Below are 25,417 nucleotides of genomic sequence, written 5' to 3'. Positions count from 1 at the left end.
CAACGATATTTTTATAAATGTTTTTTATAAATGTTTTTTATAAATGAGAAAATAGGTTTCTTGTTTGTGAATGAAACCTACAGCGGAGAAGCTCCGCTGCAAGCAAACCGTCAATTCAATTTGTGGCTTTTTTGTACACTCCAGTTCACCCGAACCGTTCAACCTCTTCCAAGGACGGCAGCGCGGCAATCGCTCCGACCTTCGTACACACGATGGCTCCTACTTTATTGGAGAACGCGATGATTCTCTTCAGCTCATCGAAGTCATCGCACAAACCGGCTGGCTCCTTCGCTTGTGCTAACTGAAACAAGGTGGCTCCCACGAACGAGTCTCCGGCACCTGTGGAATCGACCGACTTGATCGGAACGCTCGGAATGACAGCGTGCTGCCCGTTCGAGGAGATCAATGTCCCCTCTTTCCCGAGTGTAACGGCGATGACGCGCGCCCCCAAGTGATGCAGGTCCCGTACGCCTTCCAGCATATCCTCTTGCGTCGTAATAAGCCGCAGCTCCTCATCGCTAACCTTCACGAAATCGGCTTGTCCGATCCCTCTCCGCGCCCGTTCTATAAATTCATCTTCTCTACCCTGCCACAAATTGGTGCGGAAGTTCGGGTCAAAGGATATGAACATGTTTTTGGCTTTGGCCAGATCGATCAATGAAAAATAAGTTTCTAGAGCTTCGCCTCCAAGAAGCGCCGTTGCCGAGCCAAAGTGCATGACACGAGCGTGGGATATGTACTCAAGATCCACATCAGCCATGGTTAACCGCTCATCCGCACCGCGGTAAAAGACGAAATCCCGCTCCCCGTTTGCTTGCAGCGATACGAAAGCCATCGTCGTTCTAACGGCATCATCCTTGGAAACCCTCTGTGTATCGACCCCGGCTTGATCCAGCACATCAATCAGAAACCCTCCGAACGGATCATTTCCTACCTTACCGACAAACGAAGCCGTTCCCCCCAGCTTGGCAATCGCTGCAGATACGTTGGCTGGCGCTCCACCCGCTTGCTTAATAAAATTGTCGCCTTTCTTTAAATCAACATCGATGTCTGTGCAAAAGAAATCGATCAAAAGCTCCCCCACACATACCACCAAACCGGCTTGATTCATTCTCACACAACTCCCATATTTTAGTCAGAATCGTCAACCAACATCATAACATATTTATTTCGGATCGTTCATCCACCGAGCCGGTCCGCCCTGGTCAAAGATAACGGCCAATTTCTGAATCAGAGGACGTATACCCCAGAGGTCAACGCTTATGTTAAACCTGTGACATTCATGCTATCACGCTGTCCCCCTTTTTTTAAAACCTCTCCAACTACACACAAGAGCAGGAAAAAACATTACATTTTCAGCGGCATACGACGATAAAAATAGTATACGGGTCACCACCTATTTCTAACATTTTTATGAATTTTCATATGGATTGGAAACAATAGAACCCAAGTGGCCGTCCAATTTTAACATACTCACTTACGCCTGAAGGAGACGACCATGCATAAAATGATTCTCACTCTCACATTTCTACTTACCGCCAATCTGACCTCTGTCAGCTCTGACCTCAGCTGGCTTGCCGACAGCCGCGAGCTTGTCACTGCGCATCGCGGAAGTTCTGGCTCCGCGCCAGAGAACACGCTAAGCTCCATCCGTAAAGCCATCGAAGATGGCGCAGGCTACGCGGAGATTGATGTGCAGGAAACCGCTGACGGAATCATTGTCTTAATGCACGACGACAACGCCAGGAGAACGACCGGCATCGACAAGCCTATGTGGCTGATCCCATCAGCAGAATTGCTTCACGCCAGCGCGGGAGCTTGGTTTCACCAGCGGTTCGAGGCTGAACGGGTGCCGACATTGGAGCAAGCCATAGATACCGCGAAGGGTAAAATCAAGCTGAATATCGAGCTCAAAAACAACGGACATCAAAAGCAGCTTGCCGAAAAGACTGCAGACATTATCATGAAAAAGCAGTGTATTCGGGAATGTACCGTAACATCGTTCGATGCCGCCCTGATTCAAAAAGTAAAACAGCGGAATCCAAGCATCAAAACGGGTCTCATCATCTCTACAAAAATCACTGACAACGCAAGCCTTTTCTCGAACAAAGATTTTGATGTGCTCAGTACAGCTCACACGATCATAGACGAAGAATTTATGCGTTTGGCGAACCTACATCAGAAGGAAGTCTATGCATGGACCGTCAATGATCAGGACACCATGGCCCGAATGATATTGCTGGGAGTGACAAGCGTAATCACCGATTACCCGGAGCGCTTGACAGCGCTGCTGAAGGAAACGTAACCAACCGGCCTCTACCTATCCCAAGTAGTCTGCGTTATGATAGGTAAAAAAGGGAAAAGAGGTGAAGGACCAACGTGTTTACATTATTTCTTCCGACCAAAACTTTGAATATGACGGAGGAGCTGCAGCGGATTGCGGAAGAGTGGAATGCCGTCGTTCAGCAGGTTCCCGAGGGCTATATCCTCCTTCCGGAATATATGATGCGAATCCATGGCATTCAGATAGCGGAGGAGCCTGGTGGATGGCGATTCGAACGTGATGCGAACGCGACGACCTGGGAGGATTTTCTTCTGATGCACATCACTCATCGCCTGGCAGCCAATTATGGGCTGCTGCTCGAATTTGAATGGAAGGGCACCATGCGTTTTATCGAGCCGACTCCGCATGAATTTCACACCTTTGATGCTTATGCGGAGAAGGTGCTTGCCAAGGAAGAAGGACTTGTACGGGATATGAAAAAAAATTGGATCTACGCTCACCGAACGCGGTATGTTCGTTGAACCTTGAGCAGCCGAAGGGATTACCCTTCGGCTGCTTACTTTTCGTAATGATATATATGCTTCCAGTCAAGATTAAAAGGACGGCCTTTACCAACCCAACGCTTTCTTGCCTGCCTCAAGCAGTGTGATGATCCGGTCCACATCATACACACTCCCGCGCCATGTTCCCCCGCTGGCCCCTTGAAGAGCAGCCCACAAACGGGTATCGTCCGGCAAACCGGGATCAGGGGCCAGATGAGGATGAGGCATTCGCCGCGCGAGTACCTCGCTTCCTTCCTGAGGCGTATAGAAGGTATCTCCCTCTCCGACAAAATGCAAGCTGCCCTGCAGACGCTCCCGGTCAATCACCACTTCGATCCAATCGCCGTCCCTCAGCTTGCCGATCGGTCCGCCCGCTAGCGCTTCCGGTCCGACATGACCGATGCAAGCGCCCGTGGAGACGCCGGAGAAGCGGGCATCCGTGATCAGCGTCACATGCTTTCCGAAAGGCAGATGCTTTAGCGCCGAGGTTAGTTGATACGTCTCCTCCATTCCCGACCCGATTGGGCCGCGTCCGATCAGCACCAGCATATCCCCAGCTACAATCCCTCCGGTCTTGATGGCACGAATAGCCTCCCGTTCCGCAGTGAACACCTTTGCCCGACCTTTATGCCGATAGATTCCGTCTGTTCCTACCACTGTAGGGTCAATGGACGTCGATTTAATGACGGAACCTTCCGGTGCAAGATTTCCGGTTGGAAAGGTGACCGTGGATGCCATTCCGTAGGACCGCGCTTGCTCCGGACTCATAATGACCTCATCGGGCCGAATTCCGTCCAGCTTCTGCAGCGCCTCACGCACCTTCGCTCTTCGCTCCGAGGTCTCCCACCAATCGAGCACCGTCCCCAGTGTTTCGCCGGTCACGGTGAGCGCCGATTCGTCGAGTAATCCTAACTGGCGCAGATGCAGCATTACCTCTGGCACTCCACCGGCCAGAAATACCCTGACCGTCGGATGATATACCGGTCCGTTCGGCAGTACGCTGACCAGCCTCGGAACATTTCGGTTGACGCGATCCCATTCTTGCACGGTCGGTATGGCGCATCCGGCGGCATGAGCAATGGCCGGGATATGCAGCAGCAGGTTTGTGGAGCCGCCGAAGGCCGCATGAACGACCATGGCGTTGCGAATGGCGGCATGAGTTACGATATCGCGCGTCCGAAGCCCTTTCGACTCCATCATCATGACCGCGCGGGCTGATTGACGGGCCAACTCATGCCAGATCGGTTGACCGGACGGAGCCAGCGCCGCGTGCGGCACCGTCAGTCCCAAGGCTTCGGCGACGACCTGCGCCGTAGCCGCCGTGCCGAGAAACTGACAGCCCCCGCCAGGTGTAGCACAGGCCCGGCAGCCGAGATCCGCCGCATCCTCCAGCGAGAGTTCTCCATTCGAATAACGGGCCCCTATCGTTTGGATTTTACCGGCATCCTCCCCACTCGATGGAGGCAGGGTCACTCCCCCGGGGACGATAATACACGGCAGCTCGCGCATTGCGGCAAGAGCCGTCAGCATGGCTGGCAGGCCCTTGTCGCAGGTAGCTATCCCGATCACTGCCTTGCGTGTGGGAAGTGAGCGAATGAGCCTGCGAAATACGATAGCAGCGTCATTACGATAAGGCAGCGAGTCGAACATCCCTTCGGTACCTTGGCTTCTCCCATCGCATGGATCGCTCACATAACCCGCAAAGGGGACGCCGCCGCTCTTCCGGATTTCATATGCCGCATCCTGCATCAGCAACCCGACTTCCCAATGCCCGGTATGGTAACCTAGCGCAATCGGTTTGCCGTCCTCCGCGCGGATGCCGCCTTGGGTGCTGAGCAACAAAACCTGCTTGCCGTTCAGTTCGGAGGGAATCCAGCCCATCCCTACATTTTGCGTTAGCCCAAACAGATGCCCGCTAGGCTCGTGAAGCAGCATATCCGGTGTCAGCGGCAGAGTTCCCCGCGGTCCTTGGGCATGGGTCTGAAGGCGGTATAACTCTTTTCCTTCCGCTCCCATAATAGAACTCAATAATTCACTCATGTTCCCTCTCCCCTTCTAGTGCAAGAATTTGACGAACACTTTTTTTGTTTTATATTATAAAACTAGGTTTTATAGTTTTTCATTAAAAAGAAGCAGGTCAAGCTTTTACAAGCTTGCCGCCCACTTTCATCCTATCATGATGCCGTAACCCATCCGCTCTGAAAGCTCGCCAGCGGCTTGTAACAAGAGCTTGATGTATCTTTCCTTATCCTCATCCGTCACTCTGGCCTGAAGCATCGATATGCTGACCGCAGCAGTCACTTCCCCCGTGTGATCCCGGACAGCCGCGGCGATGCAGAAGACACCAGGTTCGTTCTCCTGATCGTCCGTAGCGTATCCCCGCTGTTTCACCTGCTCCAGCTCAAGCAGAAAAGCTTCTTCGGATCTGATGGTTCTGTCCGTATGCTTCTGATAGTCGTACCCTTTGAGAATGGAGCTCAGCTCCTTTGGCGATTTATAGGCAACAAGCGCTTTCCCGACGGCACTGCAGTGCAGAGGAATGCGTCTGCCGATACGGGAATATCGAATAACGGCTTTCTCACCCTCCACTTTATCGATGTAAACGCCTTCTTTTCCGTCCAGAACAACCAAATGGGCTGTTTGCCCTGTCGTTTTGGAGAGCGTCTGCAAATAGTTATTAGCTACCTGTCGAATATCCAAGCTCTGCACTAGTCTGCTGCTTCTCTCCAGCAGCTTCATCCCGAGCCGGTACTTCCCGCTATCCGGATTTTGTTCGATGTAACGATGCACCTGTAATGTTTTTAATAAAGAATGAACCGTGCTTTTATGCAAGTCCATCCGGCTGCTGATTTCTGTGATCTTTAATTCCTTATGGTATTCGTCAAACAGATCCAGAATTCGCAGCGCTCTCTCAACCGACTGGATAATCGGCAATGGATGGACACCTCCATTTCGTTCGTTGTGATTTTAACTGAGTGACTATATTACCCCTTACTATATCGGAAGGAATGTTCACCAGCAAGTCTTATTTTTCGGCATGACTAGTCTTATCGGAAGCCCGCTTCATTCAGCGCTCTAAGCATCGTATACCGGTTCAGCCGGACTTGGTGAGCTTCCAACATGCTTCGCGTTAAGAGCTCCTGATCTATTCCCAGCTCGGCTGGAGTAACCGGACCGTCCATGGTCCGTATAAGCTCCCGAAGATCAGCACGGCTAATCCCGATTCTATCAGCGCTTTGGTCAGAACACGAATACCGCCTTCCTCGCGCTGAGCGATTTCCTGCACATGGTTAACGCAATCCATCAGAGCTCGCTTGGTTATGCGTTCGGCAGCAGGACAATGGGGTTCGCCGGCTACCCAATGCGTGAACTTCCAATCGAACAACGAGGTGTATTTGCCGAGCATATCGCAGAATCCCGCAGCTAGCAGGCTTTGAGGAGCGCCTGTCAAAATATCCAGATCTGCAAAAATGGCATCGGGCGCTGAAGCCGAGATCGTTTTCTTTTCCCCTTGAATGATGATCGGAGCCCCTATGGAAGTGAAGCCGTCAACGGACGGCGCGGTCGGGACGGAGATGAAAGGCTTGTTCATCTTGTATCCGGTAAACCGGACGATATCATGGATGGTTCCCGCCCCTACGGCAATGATAACGTCCGTTGTGTTCGGAGTTTCCAGCATCACTTGAATGATCGACTGCTCATCAGCCACCACATCCCCTGATGATTCCCCAGCAGTATGACCTGTGCGAAATCCATCCCAGCTGTGCGTAAACAATCGACCAGCCTTTGACCAGCTGCTGCGAAGGTAGTAGCATCCACTACCACGGTGACATGCTTGCAGGATCGCTCGAGCAAATAAGGCACTGCCCGCTCCAATGCCTCGCGTCCAACAACGATGGTATCCAGGCTGATACGGTTGTGCTTGCCGCAGGCGCAATCGGCGGCTGCCTGTTCGAGCGTCTGCAAAATGTTCCCCATGGGTACCTCTCCTCTTCAATCCCTTGTACTCATAAGCCATTCCGCATAAGATTTCAGATGTCCTTTAGTGTGGAAAGGACCGCCCTCTTCCAGCTTTGTTCGTCCCAACTCGGGTACCAACGCTCGCCGTGCAGCTCGGCGAGCGTTGGTGCCCGATCCAGATAATAATGCAAGCCTTGATCGACGCCAGGACGGTATGCATGGCTTCTAATGATAATCTGTGGCTGTCAATGGATTTTGTATATACGGATTCGATTTTACCACGACATGGCCCTTTGAATCCTCAACCACGATTTCCATCTTCCACGGAAATGCGCCCGCCGTCTCCGGCTCGACAATAGCTGTCAATTCATTGTTATCGGTCCATTGAGTCTTCACCGGTTCGTCGTTAATATAAACGATACTGCTGTGAGGAAGATCCTTACCGGTAATACGTACAACCTGTTCTTCGCCGGATTGTTCTATGTGGACGTTATCAATATGCAGAGCTCCAAAACCCAAAACAAAAGCGGGATCTTGAATAGTGTCATTCCAATCAGCATACCCGTACTGCTTTCCAAAAAGGATATCGTACTGCAGCTTCTCATATCCCTTTAGTATGTCCTCGTTTATTCCCATTTGTTGATAATAATGTTTCGGCGGGATCACAGGAGTGTGCTGTGCGAATTCATACAAATAATCCGTGTAATAAGTACCGGTTCTTTGCGCCAGCTTTAACACGTACGGTCCAAGAAACGAAGGACTCATATTCAGGCTTTCTTTCTGCTCAGGCAAATAATTATTCCATACAAGGACCGGTACGCGATACATTTTGTCAAGAAAATTAGGATCGTTCTCCTGCAAATAGCCACAATCCTTATAGGCTTTGTAGTTTTCCCCGAGGCTTGGAAGATGATCTCCGAAGAATACGATAATGGTTGGTTCTCCCTTTTGTTCATAGTGCGTCACCAAACGTTTCAGCATATCGTCCGCACCCAAAAGCCCTTGCGCATACGTTTCAAAGAGCCCTTTGGACTCATCGGAAACTCCGGACACCTCAATCGTATTTTCCTTAAACTTACCAGGATAGTAATGGTAGTGGTTCTCCATTGTATTGGCAAAAATAAAATCGGGTCCGGCGGTTTCTTCACTCGCTTGAATAATATACTTGGCCACAGCACGATCAGCTATATACGGTCCCTCGTAATCCGGTTCGAAAAATTCCTGCGAGATATACTTGGAAAAACCAAAATGCTCATAAACGCTTTTACTATTATAAAACCAGCTGTGAAACGGATTGATCGCTGTTGTCTCATACCCTTGGCGCTTCAGGATGCTGGCTAGCGAATCGGTTTGTTTATGGATATATTGGTTATAAGGAATCGAGCCCTGCGGCAAAAAACGCATCGAGTTTCCAGTTAATACTTCAAATTCTACATTGGCCGTTCCGCCTCCGAATTGCGGGGAAAGCATCGTACCACTCGTGTACTTTTCCACTAACGAATGGTAGAACGGCAGAGGATCTTTACTGAACTTCAAACCCTCGACCTGAGTCGCATCCCAGAACGATTCGCTCAAGACAACAATAATATTAGGCTTGACCTCGTCTGCTTCCGCTACGGCGGGAGAGGCACCCGATGCCATTGCTCGAATCGATTGCTCATCGTAGCCCTTCGGTTCTTGCAAATAAAGAAACTTGATATTCATAACGGTCGACAATAAAAAACCGTTGGTCTTTACATTTATGGTTTGGTCCCATGCAATATTATCGATGTTTGCCAGCTTCTTTAACGAGAATGCACCGTCATTGTATATAGATATCAATAACAATGCGGACACCAGCCCCATCCCTATCCGGTGCCTCAAGCCCAACTGAAGGTCGTTCCTTGCAACCTTGTAAAGCAACAAAATACTGATCGCCACGAAAAGAACGAAACCCGAAATAACCGTAAAACTTAATAAACCACGGAGGTACGGTGTCATATCTTTCGTTTCGCTGGTTAGCAGAAGATCCCATGGCAAGAAAGGGACCCCTAATATTTCCAGTTTAATGCCGCTAATCAGTCCGAAAGTTATACACACTGCGGCTACGAGCCAGAACGAAAGACGAACACTGCCCGTGAATGCCGTCAAAAGCAGCAATAAGCCCAAGACTACCAGGGTGTTTAGTATCAGTTCCGGGATCGCTTCGAATGTCCATCCAAAGGTATCTAACCATTGACCCCGGCTCAGTAACTCTACTAAAAAAACAATCCAAAGAGACCATAATAGCAGGGGCAGGCGGCGTACCGTTGTCAGCCCATAACGACGAAGCGAAAGTTGCAGTTCTCCCATGGTCTCCCCACTTTGTATCATAAATATATTGTAAATGCCATGGATTAGTATAGCATACTTTACACGTTTTCGGCTTGGTCTTTTACTAATTTTTGGTTCCATTCGAGTCATTTGTTATAATAAAAAAGGTACAGATAAACATTGAGCCCCCTCTGTTTACAGATACATAATTAACCACATTGGAGGAAGCCTATATGGATACGTTTATGTTTTATAACCCGACCCGACTTTTTTTCGGAAAAGATACGCTTGAGCATCTCAGTACACAAATTCCGCCGTTCGGCAGAAACATTCTTCTTGTGTATGGTGGAGGCAGCATAAAGAAAAATGGGGTCTACGATGCGGTTATCCGTCAGTTACACGGAATTGATGCCGAGGTTCATGAACTGAGCGGTGTCGAACCGAATCCCCGTTTGACCACAGTACAGAGAGGAATTGATATTTGCAGAAAAGAAGGCATCGATTTCATTCTTGCCGTTGGCGGAGGCAGTGTGATCGACTGCGCCAAAGCTATCGCTATCGGAGCAAGGTATGATGGCAGCGTATGGGATATTATCACACGCAAGGCTACGGCTGAAGAAGCCATGCCTTTTGGTACGGTACTTACACTCGCGGCTACCGGCTCGGAGATGAATTCCGGCTCCGTCATCACCAACTGGGAGACTCAGGAAAAATACGGTTGGAGCAGTCCCCTTGTGTTCCCTAAATTCTCTATTCTCAATCCTGAGTTCACTTATACAGTACCGAAAGACCAAACGATATACGGCATCGTCGACATTATGTCGCATGTTTTAGAGCAGTATTTCAACCATACAGGAAATTCCCCGGTCCAGGACGGCTTTTGTGAGACTATTCTAAGAACCGTAATCGCAACAGCCTCCAAACTGTTGGAACATCCGCAGCAATACGAGTATCGCGAAACCATTCTGTACAGCGGTACTATGGCCTTAAATGGTACCCTCGCTATGGGGATCCGCGGCGACTGGGCTACCCATAACATTGAGCATGCCGTAAGCGCGGTATACGATATTCCGCACGGCGGGGGATTAGCTATCCTTTTCCCGAATTGGATGGAGCATGTCTTGGATGAAGGCGTTGCCCGGTTCAAACAATTCGCCGTGAATGTATTCGAGATCGATCCTACAGGCAAGACAGACCGCGAAACCGCTTTGGAGGGAATTCGGGCGCTGCGTTCCTTCTGGTCTTCCATCGGTGCTCCGAGCCGGCTTGCGGACTATGACATCCATGCTGAGAAGCTGGAACTGATGGCGGATAAAGCCATGGCAAGAGGAGCCTTCGGCAACTTCAAAACGCTCGGCCGTGAAGATGTTCTGAAGATATATCATATGTCGTTATAAAACAAAACAAGAAGGCTGCTAACCGACTTTTGCAAGTACGGCTGCAGCCTTCTTGTTTATTATGTGCCTTATGCATCATTTTTTCTTGTTACTAATAATACCGCAAGAGCCTTGATAATTGTCGTTCTCTTTCATTTCGTCAAGCTGCTCCCGCATGTTTTCGTCTTCAGGCATATCCGCCACAAGCTTAGCCGGAGTTGATCTGAATTCAACGTGTCCTCGTCTGGGGGGGTTCCCCATAATCTATTCACCGCCGTAGAATAAGTTGTCGATACACTTTTATTTTATCTATATCGAGACATACTATTCCCATTGGCAGATCGTGTTATTTACTCTGGTGCTGAATGATCTTAAGCATGTCTGAAACGATGGTGCTGTGCATGGTTTCGTGCATGGACGCAAAATTAATGACTTCTTCCACCGTTGAGAAAGATAAATCACGGATTTGAAGCGGTTCGGGTAATTTTTCACCCAGTCTATTTGCAAATGTTTCTTCAAGAATATGTACTTGTGATTTTAATAATTCGATCAATTCTGCTTTCGTCGGAGGCGTTGTAGTCCAATCCGCTGGTTTGGTACCGCCTCTGAACAAATCCGCAAAACCTTCAGGCAGATGTGACGTTTGTGAAATTCTTTGAAAAATCAATCCGTCGGTAGCTGAAACGATGTGTCCTAAATTCCATCTAATGGTGTTGTTGAATTGCGGCGGTTGGACATCAAAAAATTCTTCGCTGATGGCTTCGATTTTTGCGATGGTGATTTGACGAACGACTTTTTCAGTGTGAAGTGCCAAACTCATAGGGCAGATAGCCTCCTCATTAATTAAGAATTACCCCATTAATTGTAACTTAACAAAAAATGTTAAGCAATCTCATTTATCCTGGATGTACGCTCAGGCCGAGCAACGGCCAATATAAGAAGGCCGCCACCAGGGTAGTCAAGAACATGAACAGGGTGATCAAACTGCCAATCACAAGATAATCCCTTCCCGAATAATAACCCATCGCGAATGTCGTCATACTGCCTGCGGATTGGGTCGGGATAAAATAACCGATACTGCTGGCTACTACGCACAGCATACCAAGCCAGAGAGGATTCAGGGTGCTTCCCGCAGCGAACGTCAGAGCCACCGGAAGTAAAGAAGCAACCATGGCCGTGTAATTTGTAAATCCGATTCGGATAAGGATGAAAGCCGACATCATAGCCATGGCGAGAATAGCGGCGGGAAGATCGGTCAGCAGGCTGGTAGCCATCCCCGAAGCCCACCTCACCACACCGCTTTCATTGAGGGCGTCCGCCAAGGCGAAGCCCGCAGCAAACAGCAGCGGAACCCCCCAATCCACTTTACTCATCGCTTCTTTCCAGCTTAGCAACTGGATTCCGGGTATGAACAGCAGCGTGACTACTAGCACTCCTGTAAGCGCAATCGGAAGATGGTGCAGACTGCTGGTCATCCATAGAAGCGTTAGGAGCAGATAAAGCGCAATCAATTTCTTTTCAGCCACGGTCACAGGGCCAAGCTTATCTCTTTCTTGCTTAAAAAATTGCTCTCCCCCGGTCAATACAGCCGTCTCCGGCGGAAATAAGTAGAGGAGCAGCACCCAAAAAGCCGCAAGAACCACAAGGGTAATCGGCATCATCAGAAGCATCCAGTCTACATAAGTCCATTGATGCCCCAGCATGGAGTCGAATAGGCCTACCGCATAAATGGAGCCCCCCGCTCCCGTAAGCAGACTAATAGTGCTCACATAAGGTACGAAAGTGACCGTCAGAATGATGAGTTTGGAGAAATTGGCACCGCCTTGGGCTTTCATCGTTTCAATCAGCCCTATACTTACCGGTAGAAGCACGGTTAACCGCCCCAATGCGTTCGGCATGAAAAAGGTGAGTAAAAATGCGATCACAATCAAGTACATGACAATGTATTTAACGCTGCCCCCCGCAAACAGGAGCATATTATAAGCAAGCCGCTTGTCCAAAGAATACTTTTCTACCGCCACTCCCATCATGAGCATGGATAAAATCAGCCATATTTCTTCTTTGCCCAGCGCTTGAGCAGCTTGTTCGAACGGCAGAATGCCGAGCAGCGAGACAAGGACCACGACCATCATGCTGGTAACAGAGGCCGGTATGACATTGGTCAACCAAAGGACGATCGCCAAGGACAGTATAGCTAGAGCGCTCCAGCCTTCGCTGCCCATCTCCGAGGATTGCGGTATCATAGGAGACAACAGCACAAACAATAAACAACCCCATACAGCCACTTGCTTCACCATTTCTGACCACCTTATCATGCTAATTGCATTACAGTTATCATTTAACATGCAGATCAAAAGCTGCACTTTAAACCAGTGAGGTACGGTATTGATATAGTGGGAATCAACAGTTGGCATCAGGCGATTCATATTCCCCGTCCGTCGAAGGATCATCTGTTGTTGGTATGAAAAATACAAGAAAAGAGGGGAAGTTTAACAGTTGACCCATGTTTTCACGATTATTATATCAGAAAGCTAATCCAACAGTGATAAAAAAGGGTTATCACAGCGCGAATTTAGTTTATTAGCGAATAAAATAAAAAAACCTCTTAACGAGGCCTTTCATGGATGGTCGACCAGAAACTCTTTCTACTTTGTAACCGGATTTTTAGCAATGTCTCCAACGTATAACTCCGGACCGAAAGGTGCCTTGCGATACATTAGCCAATCGGGCGATTTCTCTTATGTTGGCCATTCGGATAACGCCCCGTTACCTATAATTTAGCGCTGCATCCATCTTTTATCGGATATCACCGATTAACCATGAATACGTTTTACTAATATTACTTGTCAACTCGAATTCATGTCCAACTTTTTGCGCGGCTTCCCTTATCATGTTAAAATTGGTATGGAAAACCTCTCAAAAAGTGAATGAAACTGCTATTACATAATAATAAGGAGGTCGGATGTACTTATGAATTGCCCAGTGTGCGACGGTGTAAAAATGCGTGAGGTAGAGAAGGAACAGATAATGATTGACATATGTCCATCCTGCAAAGGAGTTTGGCTCGACAGGGGGGAACTCGATAAACTGATGCAAGGCGTTCGAGAAGTGCGGGAACCCTTCAACCAATGGTACGAGGGACACGAAACACGCCGTACGTCCAAAGAGGATGAATACGATAAAAGATACAACAAAGAACACGATCAAAGGCGTCCTTATCCCGAGGATTACAACAGACACTATAACCCGAAGTACAAGAAGAAAAAAAGTGTCATGGACATTTTCGGTGATCTATTCGATTGATCGTTTTATCCGCTGGGCATAAGCATAACTTCCTAACTCTTGTACAAGGAGGCTAATCTGTGTGGAAGAGTTGATCGAATCAGTACTGGTGACGGCCATAGCCGCGCTCATTCCTGTTCTGATTTCGTATATCTTATCTAACTTTATGGAGATATTGCTCGCCACAGCTGTCTTCATTTTTCTATTGATCTTAGGGGTACTGGTCGTAAAACGCAAGATTACGACACAATGGCTGAAGCGGGCAGAAAACCAGCATCGGGAGGCCGCCTCCCAATTGAATGCGATCATTGTCTCCGACACTTTTAAAGATGTAGAGATGGGATTAGCTATGGGTGAGACTTATCAACGGCTGAAAGGAGTGGAGCAGACTGTTTTTTCATTACACGAAAAATCAGAGCAGCTGCGAAAGCAGCTTCAAGCTCAGAAAGCAGCCTTTTTCTCCCTTGCGGCTCCTCTGATGCAGGCCAAAAATTTGCAGCAAGAAACGAATGAATTGTCGCATCGCGTAGATCAAGTTCTTTTTGATCTGTCAAGAATGAATAAAGATGAAAAAGAAGCCAGAGAACTGCTGCGGCAAGCTGAAGAGAAGCTTGCTGCAACTTCCGGGATGATACACTCGTTGTCCCAAAAAACGGGCTTTCCTTTAGATGAGCTGAAGGAACATCTGCGCCAGGCGGAAACCTTATTTCATCAAGTGAATCAATCGGCGGCATTCGATGCCATTCAGTCGAAGCAAGGAGTGACCCAAATATACAGAACCTTGGACTCTTTGCGCCATAGAACGCTGGAGCTGGAAAAAAATGTAGCTATCTTTCATGAGATGCGCGATCGATTAATAAAACATGAAAAACATCTGCTGCAGCTGGCGGGTCATGAATCATTACGAAATACGAAAGTTGATTTCATTCCCGTCCTGCGCCAAATCGATCCGATGTTGCAAAAGCTGGACGATTCGCTCCGATTGGGAAAAGAAGTAAATCTTCGTGCTGCAGCAGAAGATATGGAAACGATGGTCAGAGATGCTACTGACCTGGTTGAACGAGCTCGCAAACCAACGAAATGATATTCCTTCCTCCAAAGACCCCTTCATGTCATTAAACGGCTCGCGCCTGTTCACAAGGAACAAGCGCGAGCCGTAAATAGTTCATCAGGATGAGACCTTCTTTGATGGAGACGCCACAAATGATTTAGGAGGCGGCTTCTCAACCGAATCAATTCCCTCGGTCTTCAAGCCCCATTTGGCAGAGGAGTATAGAGAAAACCCAAGAATGGTCGCTATTAAGAATGCACCTCCGGTATAGAACGCTACCGTCAGTCCAAGCGATTGCCCCAACACGCCAAACATGGCCGGACTGATAATTTGCGAAAAGCGGTTCATTAATAGCCGCAGCCCCATGAGCTTCCCGCGATCCGCTTCCTCCGTATCGTTCACCATGATCATCATGCTCACCGGAAGATTAATGCCTACCGCACTGCCCATAATCATTACCAGAACGATAATCCCTGTCGTATGCAAAACGGCAACCGGCGTAAAGATGAGACAAACGGAAGCAATTAATCCGGCAAAAAGCAGGATTCGTTCCAAATGGGTCCTTTTCATAATCCAGCCCAGCGCAAATCTGGACATCATTCCAGCTAAGCTTTGAGCCGATATGATTATAGAGATCAGCAATGTCGTATAGCCCTTCTCGTCCAAATAGATGGGCATAAAGCTCGAAAATAGCACTTGGATATACATGATCAGGAAGGTCCCGATTAAACCGAACTGTACAGCCCGGCTTTTGGTCAAGTGAATTCCGCTCATGTAACTGTCCATGATTCCTTTGAACTTGAGCATCTCTTTGGCAGCCTGCTTGCTGCCTTCCGAGGATTTTCGGTACCCTTTGGCAATCAGCAATAAAAAAATCAGGAACATCACGGAAATCGCGCACGCTGCTCCAAAGGTCACTTTATATCCAAGCAGCTTCGACGCAAACAAGGAGGTGAGCGCTCCGCCGATCAGCGGGCCCAGCATCCCTCCGCACGACATCCACATCGAATATTTTTTGATATTTTCATTCCGTTCGTTCTTCGAGCCTTCGGACACCATCACCTGAAGGGAGGAAGCCATAATAATAATGCTGGCTCCCATGAAGAGCTGGGAAATCGCGAGCATGTACAAATCGGTTGCAATCATGTTGGTGAATAGGGACAAGATCAGGAACACACTTCCGATCTTCAGCATTTTGATCGCACCGATCAGATCGATCAATTGTCCTACCGGCATGGCAATAAATATCGGGAGCAGGGAACGAAGCGTAACCATAAAGCCGATCGCCGCCATCGATGCCCCCAGTTCCTGAGCGTACAGAGTAAAGAATGGCTGCGCCATACCGGTAATGGTGAAAAAAAAACCTCCGCCATAAATGGCAAATTTGCGGTAGAAGTCAGCTGACAGCATGGCAGGCTACCTTTCTCAACGCCATTTTTTCCGTTAAGATCGGCTTTTCCTCCATACATTGTTCTGTCGCCATTGGACATCGCGTACTGAACGCGCAGCCCGCAGGAGGGTTCGCGGGACTTGGCATTTCACCCGACAGCAGCTTAATGCTGCGCCCTTCCTCCACGAACGGATCGGGAACGGGAACGGCGGCAAGCAAAGCCTTCGTATAAGGATGTGCTGGATTCGTAAACACTTCTTCAGCAGGACCAAACTCTACAATTTCCCCCAGATACATAACGGCAATCATGTCGCTAATGTAGCGCACCGTGGACAGGTCATGAGAGATGAATATAAAGCTTAGGCCCATCTCCTCCTTCAGGTCACAAAGCAAATTAATAATTTGTGCGCGCACCGATACATCCAGCGCCGATGTCGGTTCATCGGCCACCACGACTGAAGGATTCAAAGCAAGTGCCCGGGCGACGCCAACCCGCTGCCGCTGGCCTCCGCTTAATTGACTCGGATACCGGTCCAAATAAACAGGATCCAATCCAACCTTCTGAATTAAATCTCTTACTTTCCGCTTCCGGTCCTCCTTCGTTCCGATTTTTTGCACATTCAGCGGTTCGGCGATGATATCCTCAATGCTCATCTTGGGATTAAAAGAAGAGTACGGATCTTGGAATACGATTTGAATATTGCCTTTGGCGTTGATGCTGCCTGAGGTAGGCTGCTCAAGCTGGAGCAGCATGCGGGCTGTCGTGCTTTTGCCGCAGCCGCTTTCACCTACAATCCCGATAGTCTCTCCTTGTTTTAAGGTCAGGTCAATCCCGTTCACGGCACGAATCTCCACCGACTTTTTCCATGGCAGGACGGACGTCTTCTTATAATGCTTTCGCAATTCCCGAACCTCAAGCACCACATCGGAACGGCCATAGCTTTCTTCTTCAAAGTTCAAATCCGATTGCGCTATGTCGGGGGCTTCCTTTCTTCTCTGATAGCTGAGCAGGTCCATTACCTTGTCTTCCCCATCTCTCATCAAGCCCTTCAACTCCCAGCATGCGGCTAGCTGCTGTCCTCCCTTTACGGTTAATTCCGGTGTATTGTGATAACAACGATCGGAGGCTGCCGGACACCGTTCTTTATAAGCACAGCCCAGAACTGGATATTTCATATCCGGCGGAAATCCTTGAATTTGCAGCAGACGCTCCCTTTTTTCTCCGCTGACACTCGGGATGGTCATAAGCAGGCTCTGCGTGTAAGGATGCTTAGGCTGCCCGAAAATCTCATGTACGGTACCGTACTCAACGATTTTACCGGCGTACATGACCGCCACCTTTTGCGCGAAGCGGGCAACCAAGCCCAAATCATGGGTGATAAAAACCATGGCGCTGCCCGTTTTCTCCGTAATGCTCTTCATGAGCTCCACGATCTGAGCCTGGATGGTCACATCCAGTGCAGTGGTCGGTTCATCCGCAATAATCAGCTTCGGATTGCAGGAGATCGCCATGGCGATCATCACCCTTTGTCTCATACCGCCGCTCATTTCGAACGGATAAGACGTGATCCGTTTCTCCGCATCGGGAATACCGACGCTGCTCAATAATTGGATCGCATGCGCTCTGGACTCTTTGGCCCCTAGATTTAAGTGCTTCCGAATCGGAATGACCATTTGATCCTCAATCCGCATCACCGGATCAAGAGAGGCCATCGGATCCTGAAATACCGTTCCGATGGAGCTTCCGCGCAGCTTGTTGAGCCCTCCGTCACTCATGCCGATCAGTTCCTGCCCTTCCAGCTTCACGCTGCCCGAAACGACCTTGCCCGGATGAGCGATCAACTGGATCAAAGACATCGCCATGGCGCTTTTGCCTGAACCGCTCTCGCCTACAATAGCCAGACGCTCACCTCGCTGCAAGTCGAAGGAAACCCCATTTACTGCTTTTACCGTGCCTGATTCCGTAAAAAAGTGTGTATGCAAATCGTGAACCTGCAGGACGGGTACGTATGGACTCATCATGGGTTCCTTCTCCATGCCCTTCGCCTCCTTAGCTCTTGTTGATTCAGAGTGACACGCTATTTTCTTGCTTTCGGATCCAATGCCTCACGAATACCGTCGGATAAAAAGTGCAGCGCGATCGCAATCAGCAGAATGACAACACCCGGCAGTGTGGAAATCCACCAAGCCTGCTGCAGATATAATTGACCGTCTCGGATTATATTGCCCAAGGATGGAGCCGGAGGCAGTATTCCCAAACCGAGAAAGCTCAAGCTGGCTTCAACCAAAATCGCGTTCGCAGCGGCGATACTGGCGGCAACGAGCAGAGGCGCAATCGTATTGGGAACAATATGCTTCGCCATTAGCCAGCCCTGGGAAGCGTTGACCGTTCTGGCCGCATCAATGAACGTTCTGGACTTCAGACTCAGCACCAGCGAGCGCTGAAGACGGATAAATCGGGGCACATCGGCGAGAGCAATGGCGCAGATCACTGGGATCGTACCGGCCCCCATCACGGCAACCAAGCCGATCGCCAGCAGCAAAGAAGGGAAAGCCAAGAATATATCTACAATTCCCATAATAACACGATCGACGGTTTTGCCGAAGAATCCGGATATGGTCCCGAGGACTATGCCGAAAACAAGAGCAATAGCCGCTACGCTTATACCGACCAGCATCGATACTTTGATGCCTGACAATGTCCTGCTGAATACATCTCTGCCCAGCTTATCCGTACCGAAGGGATGCTCCAGCGTTGGGGAGGACAGGCTTTGCCGGACATTTGTTTCGAGAGGCGCTTGCAGCGGCAGTACTGGCGACAAAACGGCCAGCAGCAGAATGGGTGCTAGGATCAGCACGGCCCACATGGCCTTTTTATTCCTGACAAAAAACATGAAATAAGGAATTTTGATTCTCCAGGGCGGCAATGCTGAGGCTTGCCCGATCATTGTCGTATGAACCGCTTCTTGTTTCACGCTCCATCCCTCCTGTAAATCGATTGTTTTAGAACTGAACTCTCGGATCGAACTTCTTGTAGACCAGGTCAGTTAAGAAATTAATCGCTACAAACACGAAGGCATAAAATAAAATCACATTTTGGACAAGAGGATAGTCCCGACTGTTAATGCCGTATACAAGGAGTGAACCGATACCCGGTATGGAGAAGATAAACTCCACAATCACCGTACCGTTCAACAAGTTGCCGAAACTAAGACCAACCACGGTAATAATGGGCAGCATCGCATTTTTCAATGCATGTCTGAACACCACAATGATTTCCGATGTCCCCATCGCTCTGGCCGTTCTTACATAATCTTCATTCAGCACTTCCAGTACAGCCGTTCGGGTAATTCTGGCCAAGGTTGCGATCTGAGTTAAACCCAGCACCAGGATTGGCATCGCCACCCGCATGAAGAACATGACCGGATCGTCGAAACTGATCGCACCACTCGCAGGAAACAGGCGTAAATTAAGCGACAGGAACAGCATGAGCAGCAGTGCCGTCCAGAAGGAAGGCATCAGATCCACCAGCATCGCTGCCCATGTGATGATATTATCCAACGCTTTCTTGCCTTTATGGGCCAGGAAAGCGGCGATGGTTCCGAGCGGAATGGCGATGATAACTGAAAGTAGCACCGTAAACACAGCGATGATCAGCGTTATGGGCAAAGCTTTCAACAGCAAACCGGCAATCGGCAGCGATGTGGTGATCGTCGTACCCAAATCCAGACTAAGAATACTTTTTAAATATTCGATATATTGAGCCCAGAGAGGGGCATTGAGTCCGAGCTTCTCCCTTAATTCCTCGAGCGCCTCAGCCGAAAGGCTGTCTCCGGCGATCGCTGCAGCAGGATCGCCTGGAATGAGCCGAATGGAGAAGAACACGAGAGTCAACACACCGAACATCGTAACAAACAGCTGTAATCCTTTTTTCATGGTGTAGTTGATCATCGCGGTTCACCACCTGGTATGTTATTTGATATCTACATCATAGAAATTGACCTGCGCCAGCTTGTTTATGACCACACCGTCAATATTTTGTTTGCTTGGCCAGAATACGTTACCTCCAAAGGTCGGTAAATACGGAAGCTCCGTCATGGCAATCTTCTGTATTTCTTCATAAAGAACCTTCCGCTTCCCGGGATCGACTTCTGCACGCACAGCCTCCAGCTTACCCGTTACTTCGGGATTGTTGTATCTGGCGCCATTCAAGCCTTTTGGAGAAATATTATCCGGATGCAGGAAACTGAATAAAATCATATCCGGGTTGACAGCCGGCAGGAGACGAGTGGCCGTTTCAAACTCACCTCGGTTGCGCTTTTGATTAAAAGTGGGCGTATCGACCAATTCAAATTCCAATTGAATGCCTACCGCTTTGAGATATTCCTGCTCCAGCTGCATTTGATCCGTTACACCTGTTGCGGAAGTGGCCAGATTTTTGACTTTAAATCCGTTCGCATATCCCGCTTCTTGCAAGAGCTGCTTCGCTTTTTCAGGATTATACTCATATATCGGCACATTTTTGCTGTACCCTTCCATCCACTCCGGCATCAGATTGGCAGCGCCCATTTGGAGATTCGGAGTCACGCCTTCAGCAATCGCCTGGAAGTCAACTGCGTGCGCCCAAGCCTGACGCACTTTGGGATTCGATAAAATCGGGTGTTCCAAATTAAATACCTTAAGTGAAACGGCATAGTTGTCGACCCTGTTCATTTTGAAGCCCGCTTTCTCCAACGTATCCAAATTTTCCTCGCGGTTGGTGCGCATGAGCAAGTCGATTTCACCATTCTGCAAAGCGATGGTAGCGGTGGCATCGTCTTTCATAATCGAGAAAATAAGCTTGCTGATCGGAGCCGGACCCTTGTAATATTCCTCATGCCGTACGAGGACGATCTCTGAAGTCGGATCGATCTTCTCCACCGCATAGGGACCTGTTCCGACCGGATTCCAGCGGATCTTATCTCCAAACTCCTCGACCGCTTCTTTCTTCACAATCTGACCTTGGTGATAGTTAGCGACCTGATGCAGGAAATTGCCGTCAGGCTTCTTGAGCTTAACTACGAACGTATGCGGATCTGGTGCTTCAAAACTTTCCACATTGTTGAATTCTGCCGCATAGGGCGATGCGGTTACCGGATCCAAAATACGATGATAGGAGTACAGCACATCTGCGGAAGTAAACTCGCCGTACCCTTTTTGCCATTTCACGCCCTTACGCAGCTGGAACTTCCAAGTCTGATTATCCGAGTTCTCCCACGATTCCGCCAAATCAGGTATAATGGCTCCGGTTTTGGAATCGTAGGTTGTCAGTCCGCTGAAAATGTTAAACGCAATATTCTCGTTTTCAATCCGGAATATATTCGCCGGGTCAAAGCCAGCCGGATCATCGTAAAAACGGACCTTCAGTACTTTTTCCCCAGATCCTGCCGCTTCGCCTGAGCTTGTTCCTGCAGTCTGCGTCCCTTCCGATGTGCTGCCGCCTCCGCTGGTTTCACATGCCGTCAAAAACATCAAGAGGACCAGTATACAGGTAAAACCCCATTTCCATGTTCTCATACATTGCTCCCCCTCTTATTTCGAATGGTAGTGACAAGCCGGTAAATTACGATTGAACGAGGCGTTTGTTTTTCGCTCCAATCTCCTTGAAATATTGGACGGCATCGGCTAAATTCACCACATCCGCATACTTTTGATGCATATCGTACAGATTGATCCAATGGGACGATTCGGTTCGGTCGAATACACATTCTTCGACAACCCCCATTTTGAATCGATGCGTCGCTCCGTCGACCACCGAAGCCCGAACGCAGCCGCTAGTCGTCTCTCCGCAGCAAATGACCGTGTCGATTCCAAGACTGACGAGCTGATAAGCTAACGGAGTTCCTTGAAAAGCGCTTGGAGCCGACTTTTCTATAACCAATTCCCCTTCAAGCGGCTTCACTTCATCGACGATTTGCGAGCCTATACCGCGAAGCTCCTCCGACATCCCTCGTCGCGATGTCCTGGCGATCCACGGTTTGATCGGCGACGACAGCCCTTTGATGTGAATCACGGGAATATCGTTTTCTCTAGCAACAGCCAGCAGTTCCGCGGTTCGATCCACCGCCTCCCAACCTTCAAGACCGGTGCTGCCCGGCCATGTTCTCATGGATTCGAAGATCACTTCCCGTTTCGTTCCAAGCACGCTGTAGTATATATCGATGAGCAGCAGCGCCGGCTTTACTCCGAATCCTCTCAGCTCTTTTTTCCCGCACAACTCATCATGCTGCTTATCTCGATCCGACAAATAACGGTCCCATCCTTTTGAAGTCATTTCGATCTCCTCCTTGAATTTATGTTATATTAGTTATCATAAATATGACTTAATTCTACTGTGATTCCATCATATTTACTTTTCATCTAGTTGTAAATAACTGAAACTGAATCGATTTATTCACATTTTGAATGATAACGAATTCATTATCTTCTTTTTTCACATATTCACTACTTAATTTTTCATTATCCATTATATGTTTCGCATATTATGTTACAATATATATCATAAAGTCTTGAAGGAGCGGGTCGATTTGAATATCGAGCATATTGTGACTTTCCTAAAGGTTTATCAAGTCGGGAGCTTCCAACAAGCGGCTAATCAATTGTATTTGCCCCAGCCGACCGTATCCCACCGCATCAGTCAATTGGAGAAAGAATTAGGCAATTCCCTGCTGATCCGCGCAAAAGGAAAAATCAAGCTAACGGAAGAAGGCAAGGCTTTTTTGCCTTATGCTCGTTCCATCATCGGCGCCGTCCAAGAAGGAAAGGAGGCCGTAGGTCAAGTAAAATCAGGAACGACAGGAAAGCTGTCGATCGGCTGCAACAGTTCGTTCGCATCCTGTATTCTTCCGCAGATGATGAATTCCTTCACATCCAAACACGCCAACGTATCCATCAAGGTATATTGTTATTCAACTTCGGAGCTGGTGCGATTAATGAAAAGCAGAACGTTCCAGCTCGGGATCACGCGTTATACAAGCAATGACCCCGATTTAAACTACCGGCTCGTTTATAGTGAACCTATGATGCTTTATGTATCTCCTCAGCACCGATTTGCCAAACACAAGAAAATCGCTTTGGAAGAAGTCTTGCAGGAACCGCTCATTACTTATCAGAAAGATACCCAATCCCGCAAACTCATTGATGTCACGCTCAATCAACTGAACCTGAATTATAAACCTAAATTCGAATCCAATAATTTGAGCTTGCTCAAGCATTTTATTCAAATGAATTTCGGCGTTCTTTTCTCCGGTCCTTCGTATATGAAAAGTGAAGTCAAAAAAAACGAGCTGGTTCAAATCGAAATTGAACACAACCCGTTTCCTTTAAGCCAGTTATTTATCGTTTACCGTGAAGGCGAGCTAAACAGCCTTGATCAATTATTCATTCGCCACTTCGAGGATGAAATCAACGATCAATCCAATCGGCAAACGGCGTCTACCTCCACAAGCTCCTCCGATGTCAGATAAGCGTTAATCCCCTTTAATCGTTTTCATCCATCGCCGGCAGCTGCAGGAGTGCACGATCCCATGCGCTCCCCCTCGTGCCGGCTGGATCTGTTCTTCTCTCCTTGGAGATACTTTCCCGTCAGAAGATCCACCGAGGGACATGCAGCCTAAACCAACCTCCGATACCTCCAGTCCGGTCCTTCCCGAACGATTGTATCCCATTCATTTACTTCCAACCGTTTGACCTGGTTGGCGCTGTGAAAGATGCCCTAACCATTCATCCACATGCATCACATCTGCATATTTGTGATGCAAATCGAACAGACTTATCTGATGCGAAATCGGGCTCCGATCGAAACAACACTCCTCCACTACTACCGTATGATAGCCATGGGAATAGGCGTCTACTACACTCGCTCGTACACAACCGCTCGTGGATTCGCCGACAACAATCAAGCTGTCTACCCCCATGAGCGTCAAATATGCACTCAAAGGCGTTGCATGAAAGGCGCTGGCCCTTGTTTTGCAGATGATCAAATCTTCCGGCTGCGGACTGAATTCCGGAAAAATCTCATAGGCGTCTTCACTAACGGAGGACGATTTCCGTTTCGTCGCAGACACCTTACGGCTGTTAGAGCGCGTAATCCTGTCACTGGTAAGATAGATCACCGGCCATTGCAGCGAGCGAACCGCGTCGAACACCCGCTTCGTCGGTTCAATGGCATCCCATGCATGAATTCCGCAGGAACTGGGAAACTCCTTCTGCAATTCAATAACCGGACGAGGACCTCCCTGATACGCTAAATTATACAGATCGACCACCAGCAGCGCAGGCCGCTTGCCTACGAAGGTTTCCCGATGATACGGCTTATAAATCTCCAACACTTCCTCCGGGATTAATTCTTTCCAGCAATGATCTTCAAATTCATATTTCAAACGAAATCATCCTTTCCTCGAAGTATTAGAGGCAGCAAGTTAACTCACTATACCGATTTCTTGCTTGTTCCGTGCTCCGATCTGGCTGAAATATTCATTGGCATGCGTCAGGTTCACCACATCTGCATATTTTTGATGCATATCATACAAATTGATATAATGACAAGCCTGTGTTCGATCAAAAACACATTCCTCAACAACGCCCATCCGAAAACGGTGCGTAGCCCCATCCACCACCGAAGCACGCACACAACCACTTGTCGTTTCTCCCGCACAGATGACCGTATCAATGCTCAAACTGATCAAATGGAACAGCAAAGGAGTTCCATGGAAAGCGCTGGCTGCCGCCTTTTCAATCACCAGCTCACCGTCAATCGGCTTCACCTCATCGACGATTTGCCGCCCCTTTTCGATCATTTCAGGCGTCAGTTGGCTGGTATTGCGTTTGCTTCCCCGGCTCCAGTGATCAACCCCCGTATGCAGGCCCTTCACGTGAATGACCGGTATGCCGTTCTTCCTCGCGGAAGCGAGAAGCTCCACCGTGCGGTCGACGCCTCCCAGCCTTCCAGCCCTGTACTCATGGGCCATGTTCGCATCGATTCAAGGATTGGCTCCCGTGTGAAGCCCAATACACTGTAATAAATGTCGATTAACAGCAGCGCCGGCCTGTCTCCAAACCCGGCCAATTCTTTCTTGCCCCATACAGCATCATGCGCTTTATCCTGCTCCGTCATAAAGTCATACCAGCTGTATTTGCCCATTTTCCAACGCCCTCCTTAGGTTGATGTATTTTCAAACTTATCTTACGTCATAAAAGTTG

At 48.7% G+C, this 25,417-nt stretch carries 24 protein-coding genes; 6 read left to right on the top strand and 18 right to left on the bottom strand.

Annotated features, from left to right (window positions below; translation table 11 throughout):
- Positions 1-145 precede the first annotated feature (145 nt).
- Positions 146-1,111, bottom strand: a complete 966-nt coding sequence (locus JOE45_RS00555; RefSeq protein ID WP_210022039.1) for a carbohydrate kinase family protein — start codon at positions 1,109-1,111, stop codon at positions 146-148.
- Between the two features lie 387 nt (positions 1,112-1,498).
- On the opposite strand from JOE45_RS00555, the gene JOE45_RS00550 reads away from it, so the two are divergent.
- Positions 1,499-2,305, top strand: a complete 807-nt coding sequence (locus JOE45_RS00550; RefSeq protein ID WP_210022040.1) for a glycerophosphodiester phosphodiesterase — start codon at positions 1,499-1,501, stop codon at positions 2,303-2,305.
- A gap of 74 nt (positions 2,306-2,379) precedes the next feature.
- Positions 2,380-2,805, top strand: coding sequence for a hypothetical protein (locus tag JOE45_RS00545; RefSeq protein ID WP_210022041.1), 426 nt, complete (start codon positions 2,380-2,382; stop codon positions 2,803-2,805).
- Positions 2,806-2,892: 87 nt separating this feature from the next.
- Here the strand turns inward: JOE45_RS00545 and JOE45_RS00540 are convergent, their stop codons facing one another.
- The 5 genes from JOE45_RS00540 to JOE45_RS00525 form a co-directional block, all read right to left on the bottom strand.
- Positions 2,893-4,866 (bottom strand): YjhG/YagF family D-xylonate dehydratase, encoded by a 1,974-nt coding sequence (locus tag JOE45_RS00540; RefSeq protein WP_210022042.1) that lies wholly within the window; start codon positions 4,864-4,866, stop codon positions 2,893-2,895.
- 126 nt (positions 4,867-4,992) lie between these two features.
- Positions 4,993-5,760, bottom strand: coding sequence for an IclR family transcriptional regulator (locus JOE45_RS00535; RefSeq protein WP_210022043.1), 768 nt, complete (start codon positions 5,758-5,760; stop codon positions 4,993-4,995).
- 211 nt (positions 5,761-5,971) lie between these two features.
- The gene (locus JOE45_RS23305; RefSeq protein ID WP_348632456.1) at positions 5,972-6,535 is read right to left on the bottom strand and encodes an iron-containing alcohol dehydrogenase; all 564 of its coding nucleotides are present in this window, start codon (positions 6,533-6,535) and stop codon (positions 5,972-5,974) included.
- On the bottom strand, positions 6,505-6,804 hold the full coding sequence (locus tag JOE45_RS23300; protein WP_245246531.1) for a hypothetical protein: 300 nt from the start codon (positions 6,802-6,804) through the stop codon (positions 6,505-6,507). The genes JOE45_RS23305 and JOE45_RS23300 overlap by 31 nt, the downstream gene beginning before the upstream one ends.
- A gap of 207 nt (positions 6,805-7,011) precedes the next feature.
- On the bottom strand, positions 7,012-9,117 hold the full coding sequence (locus JOE45_RS00525; RefSeq protein WP_210022044.1) for an LTA synthase family protein: 2,106 nt from the start codon (positions 9,115-9,117) through the stop codon (positions 7,012-7,014).
- Positions 9,118-9,311: 194 nt separating this feature from the next.
- Between JOE45_RS00525 and JOE45_RS00520 the strand changes: the two genes are divergently transcribed.
- A complete protein-coding gene (locus tag JOE45_RS00520) occupies positions 9,312-10,475 on the top strand; it encodes an iron-containing alcohol dehydrogenase (RefSeq protein WP_210022045.1) in 1,164 nt (387 codons plus the stop codon).
- Positions 10,476-10,800: 325 nt separating this feature from the next.
- On the opposite strand, the gene JOE45_RS00515 is transcribed toward JOE45_RS00520, so the two are convergent.
- Both JOE45_RS00515 and JOE45_RS00510 read right to left on the bottom strand, forming a co-directional pair.
- On the bottom strand, positions 10,801-11,274 hold the full coding sequence (locus tag JOE45_RS00515) for a DinB family protein (protein ID WP_210022046.1): 474 nt from the start codon (positions 11,272-11,274) through the stop codon (positions 10,801-10,803).
- Between the two features lie 76 nt (positions 11,275-11,350).
- Complete coding sequence (locus JOE45_RS00510; RefSeq protein WP_210022047.1) at positions 11,351-12,751, bottom strand: SLC13 family permease; 1,401 nt, start codon at positions 12,749-12,751, stop codon at positions 11,351-11,353.
- A gap of 673 nt (positions 12,752-13,424) precedes the next feature.
- Here JOE45_RS00510 and JOE45_RS00505 point away from each other — a divergent pair.
- Both JOE45_RS00505 and JOE45_RS00500 read left to right on the top strand, forming a co-directional pair.
- The gene (locus JOE45_RS00505) at positions 13,425-13,757 is read left to right on the top strand and encodes a TFIIB-type zinc ribbon-containing protein (protein WP_210022048.1); all 333 of its coding nucleotides are present in this window, start codon (positions 13,425-13,427) and stop codon (positions 13,755-13,757) included.
- Positions 13,758-13,818: 61 nt separating this feature from the next.
- Complete coding sequence (locus JOE45_RS00500; RefSeq protein WP_210022049.1) at positions 13,819-14,820, top strand: coiled-coil domain-containing protein; 1,002 nt, start codon at positions 13,819-13,821, stop codon at positions 14,818-14,820.
- Between the two features lie 84 nt (positions 14,821-14,904).
- Here JOE45_RS00500 and JOE45_RS00495 read toward each other — a convergent pair whose 3' ends face one another.
- The 6 genes from JOE45_RS00495 to JOE45_RS00470 are packed head-to-tail and all read right to left on the bottom strand — an operon-like array spanning position 14,905 to position 22,490.
- Complete coding sequence (locus JOE45_RS00495; RefSeq protein WP_210022050.1) at positions 14,905-16,197, bottom strand: MFS transporter; 1,293 nt, start codon at positions 16,195-16,197, stop codon at positions 14,905-14,907.
- A complete protein-coding gene (locus JOE45_RS00490; RefSeq protein ID WP_210022051.1) occupies positions 16,184-18,214 on the bottom strand; it encodes an ABC transporter ATP-binding protein in 2,031 nt (676 codons plus the stop codon). The genes JOE45_RS00495 and JOE45_RS00490 overlap by 14 nt, the downstream gene beginning before the upstream one ends.
- A 41-nt stretch (positions 18,215-18,255) precedes the next feature.
- Entirely contained in the window at positions 18,256-19,152 is an 897-nt protein-coding gene (locus JOE45_RS23295) for an ABC transporter permease (RefSeq protein ID WP_210022052.1), read from the bottom strand.
- 28 nt (positions 19,153-19,180) lie between these two features.
- Positions 19,181-20,128 (bottom strand): ABC transporter permease, encoded by a 948-nt coding sequence (locus tag JOE45_RS00480; protein ID WP_210022053.1) that lies wholly within the window; start codon positions 20,126-20,128, stop codon positions 19,181-19,183.
- A 21-nt stretch (positions 20,129-20,149) separates the two neighbouring features.
- Positions 20,150-21,733, bottom strand: a complete 1,584-nt coding sequence (locus JOE45_RS00475) for an ABC transporter substrate-binding protein (RefSeq protein ID WP_210022054.1) — start codon at positions 21,731-21,733, stop codon at positions 20,150-20,152.
- 46 nt (positions 21,734-21,779) lie between these two features.
- Complete coding sequence (locus JOE45_RS00470; protein WP_210022055.1) at positions 21,780-22,490, bottom strand: isochorismatase family protein; 711 nt, start codon at positions 22,488-22,490, stop codon at positions 21,780-21,782.
- A gap of 253 nt (positions 22,491-22,743) precedes the next feature.
- On the opposite strand from JOE45_RS00470, the gene JOE45_RS00465 reads away from it, so the two are divergent.
- Positions 22,744-23,682 carry a LysR family transcriptional regulator gene (locus JOE45_RS00465; protein WP_210022056.1) on the top strand — a complete coding sequence of 313 codons (939 nt, stop codon included), beginning with the start codon at positions 22,744-22,746 and terminating at the stop codon, positions 23,680-23,682.
- A gap of 3 nt (positions 23,683-23,685) precedes the next feature.
- Here the strand turns inward: JOE45_RS00465 and JOE45_RS00460 are convergent, their stop codons facing one another.
- From JOE45_RS00460 to JOE45_RS00445, 4 genes are read right to left on the bottom strand one after another with little or no spacing between them, the layout of a single operon-like run.
- Positions 23,686-23,883 carry a hypothetical protein gene (locus JOE45_RS00460; RefSeq protein ID WP_210022057.1) on the bottom strand — a complete coding sequence of 66 codons (198 nt, stop codon included), beginning with the start codon at positions 23,881-23,883 and terminating at the stop codon, positions 23,686-23,688.
- Positions 23,884-24,597 carry an isochorismatase family protein gene (locus JOE45_RS00455; RefSeq protein WP_210022058.1) on the bottom strand — a complete coding sequence of 238 codons (714 nt, stop codon included), beginning with the start codon at positions 24,595-24,597 and terminating at the stop codon, positions 23,884-23,886.
- A gap of 39 nt (positions 24,598-24,636) precedes the next feature.
- Complete coding sequence (locus JOE45_RS00450; RefSeq protein WP_210022059.1) at positions 24,637-25,137, bottom strand: isochorismatase family protein; 501 nt, start codon at positions 25,135-25,137, stop codon at positions 24,637-24,639.
- On the bottom strand, positions 25,086-25,358 hold the full coding sequence (locus tag JOE45_RS00445; protein WP_210022060.1) for a hypothetical protein: 273 nt from the start codon (positions 25,356-25,358) through the stop codon (positions 25,086-25,088). Before JOE45_RS00445 ends, JOE45_RS00450 begins: the two co-directional genes overlap by 52 nt.
- Between the last annotated feature and the right edge of the window lie 59 nt (positions 25,359-25,417).

It is taken from the genome of Paenibacillus sp. PvR098 (genome assembly GCF_017833255.1).
In the GTDB taxonomy this organism is placed as follows: Bacteria; Bacillota; Bacilli; order Paenibacillales; family NBRC-103111; genus Paenibacillus_G.
The sequence above is the reverse complement of the archived record's forward strand: the minus strand, read 5'-3'. Positions and strand labels throughout refer to the sequence as shown.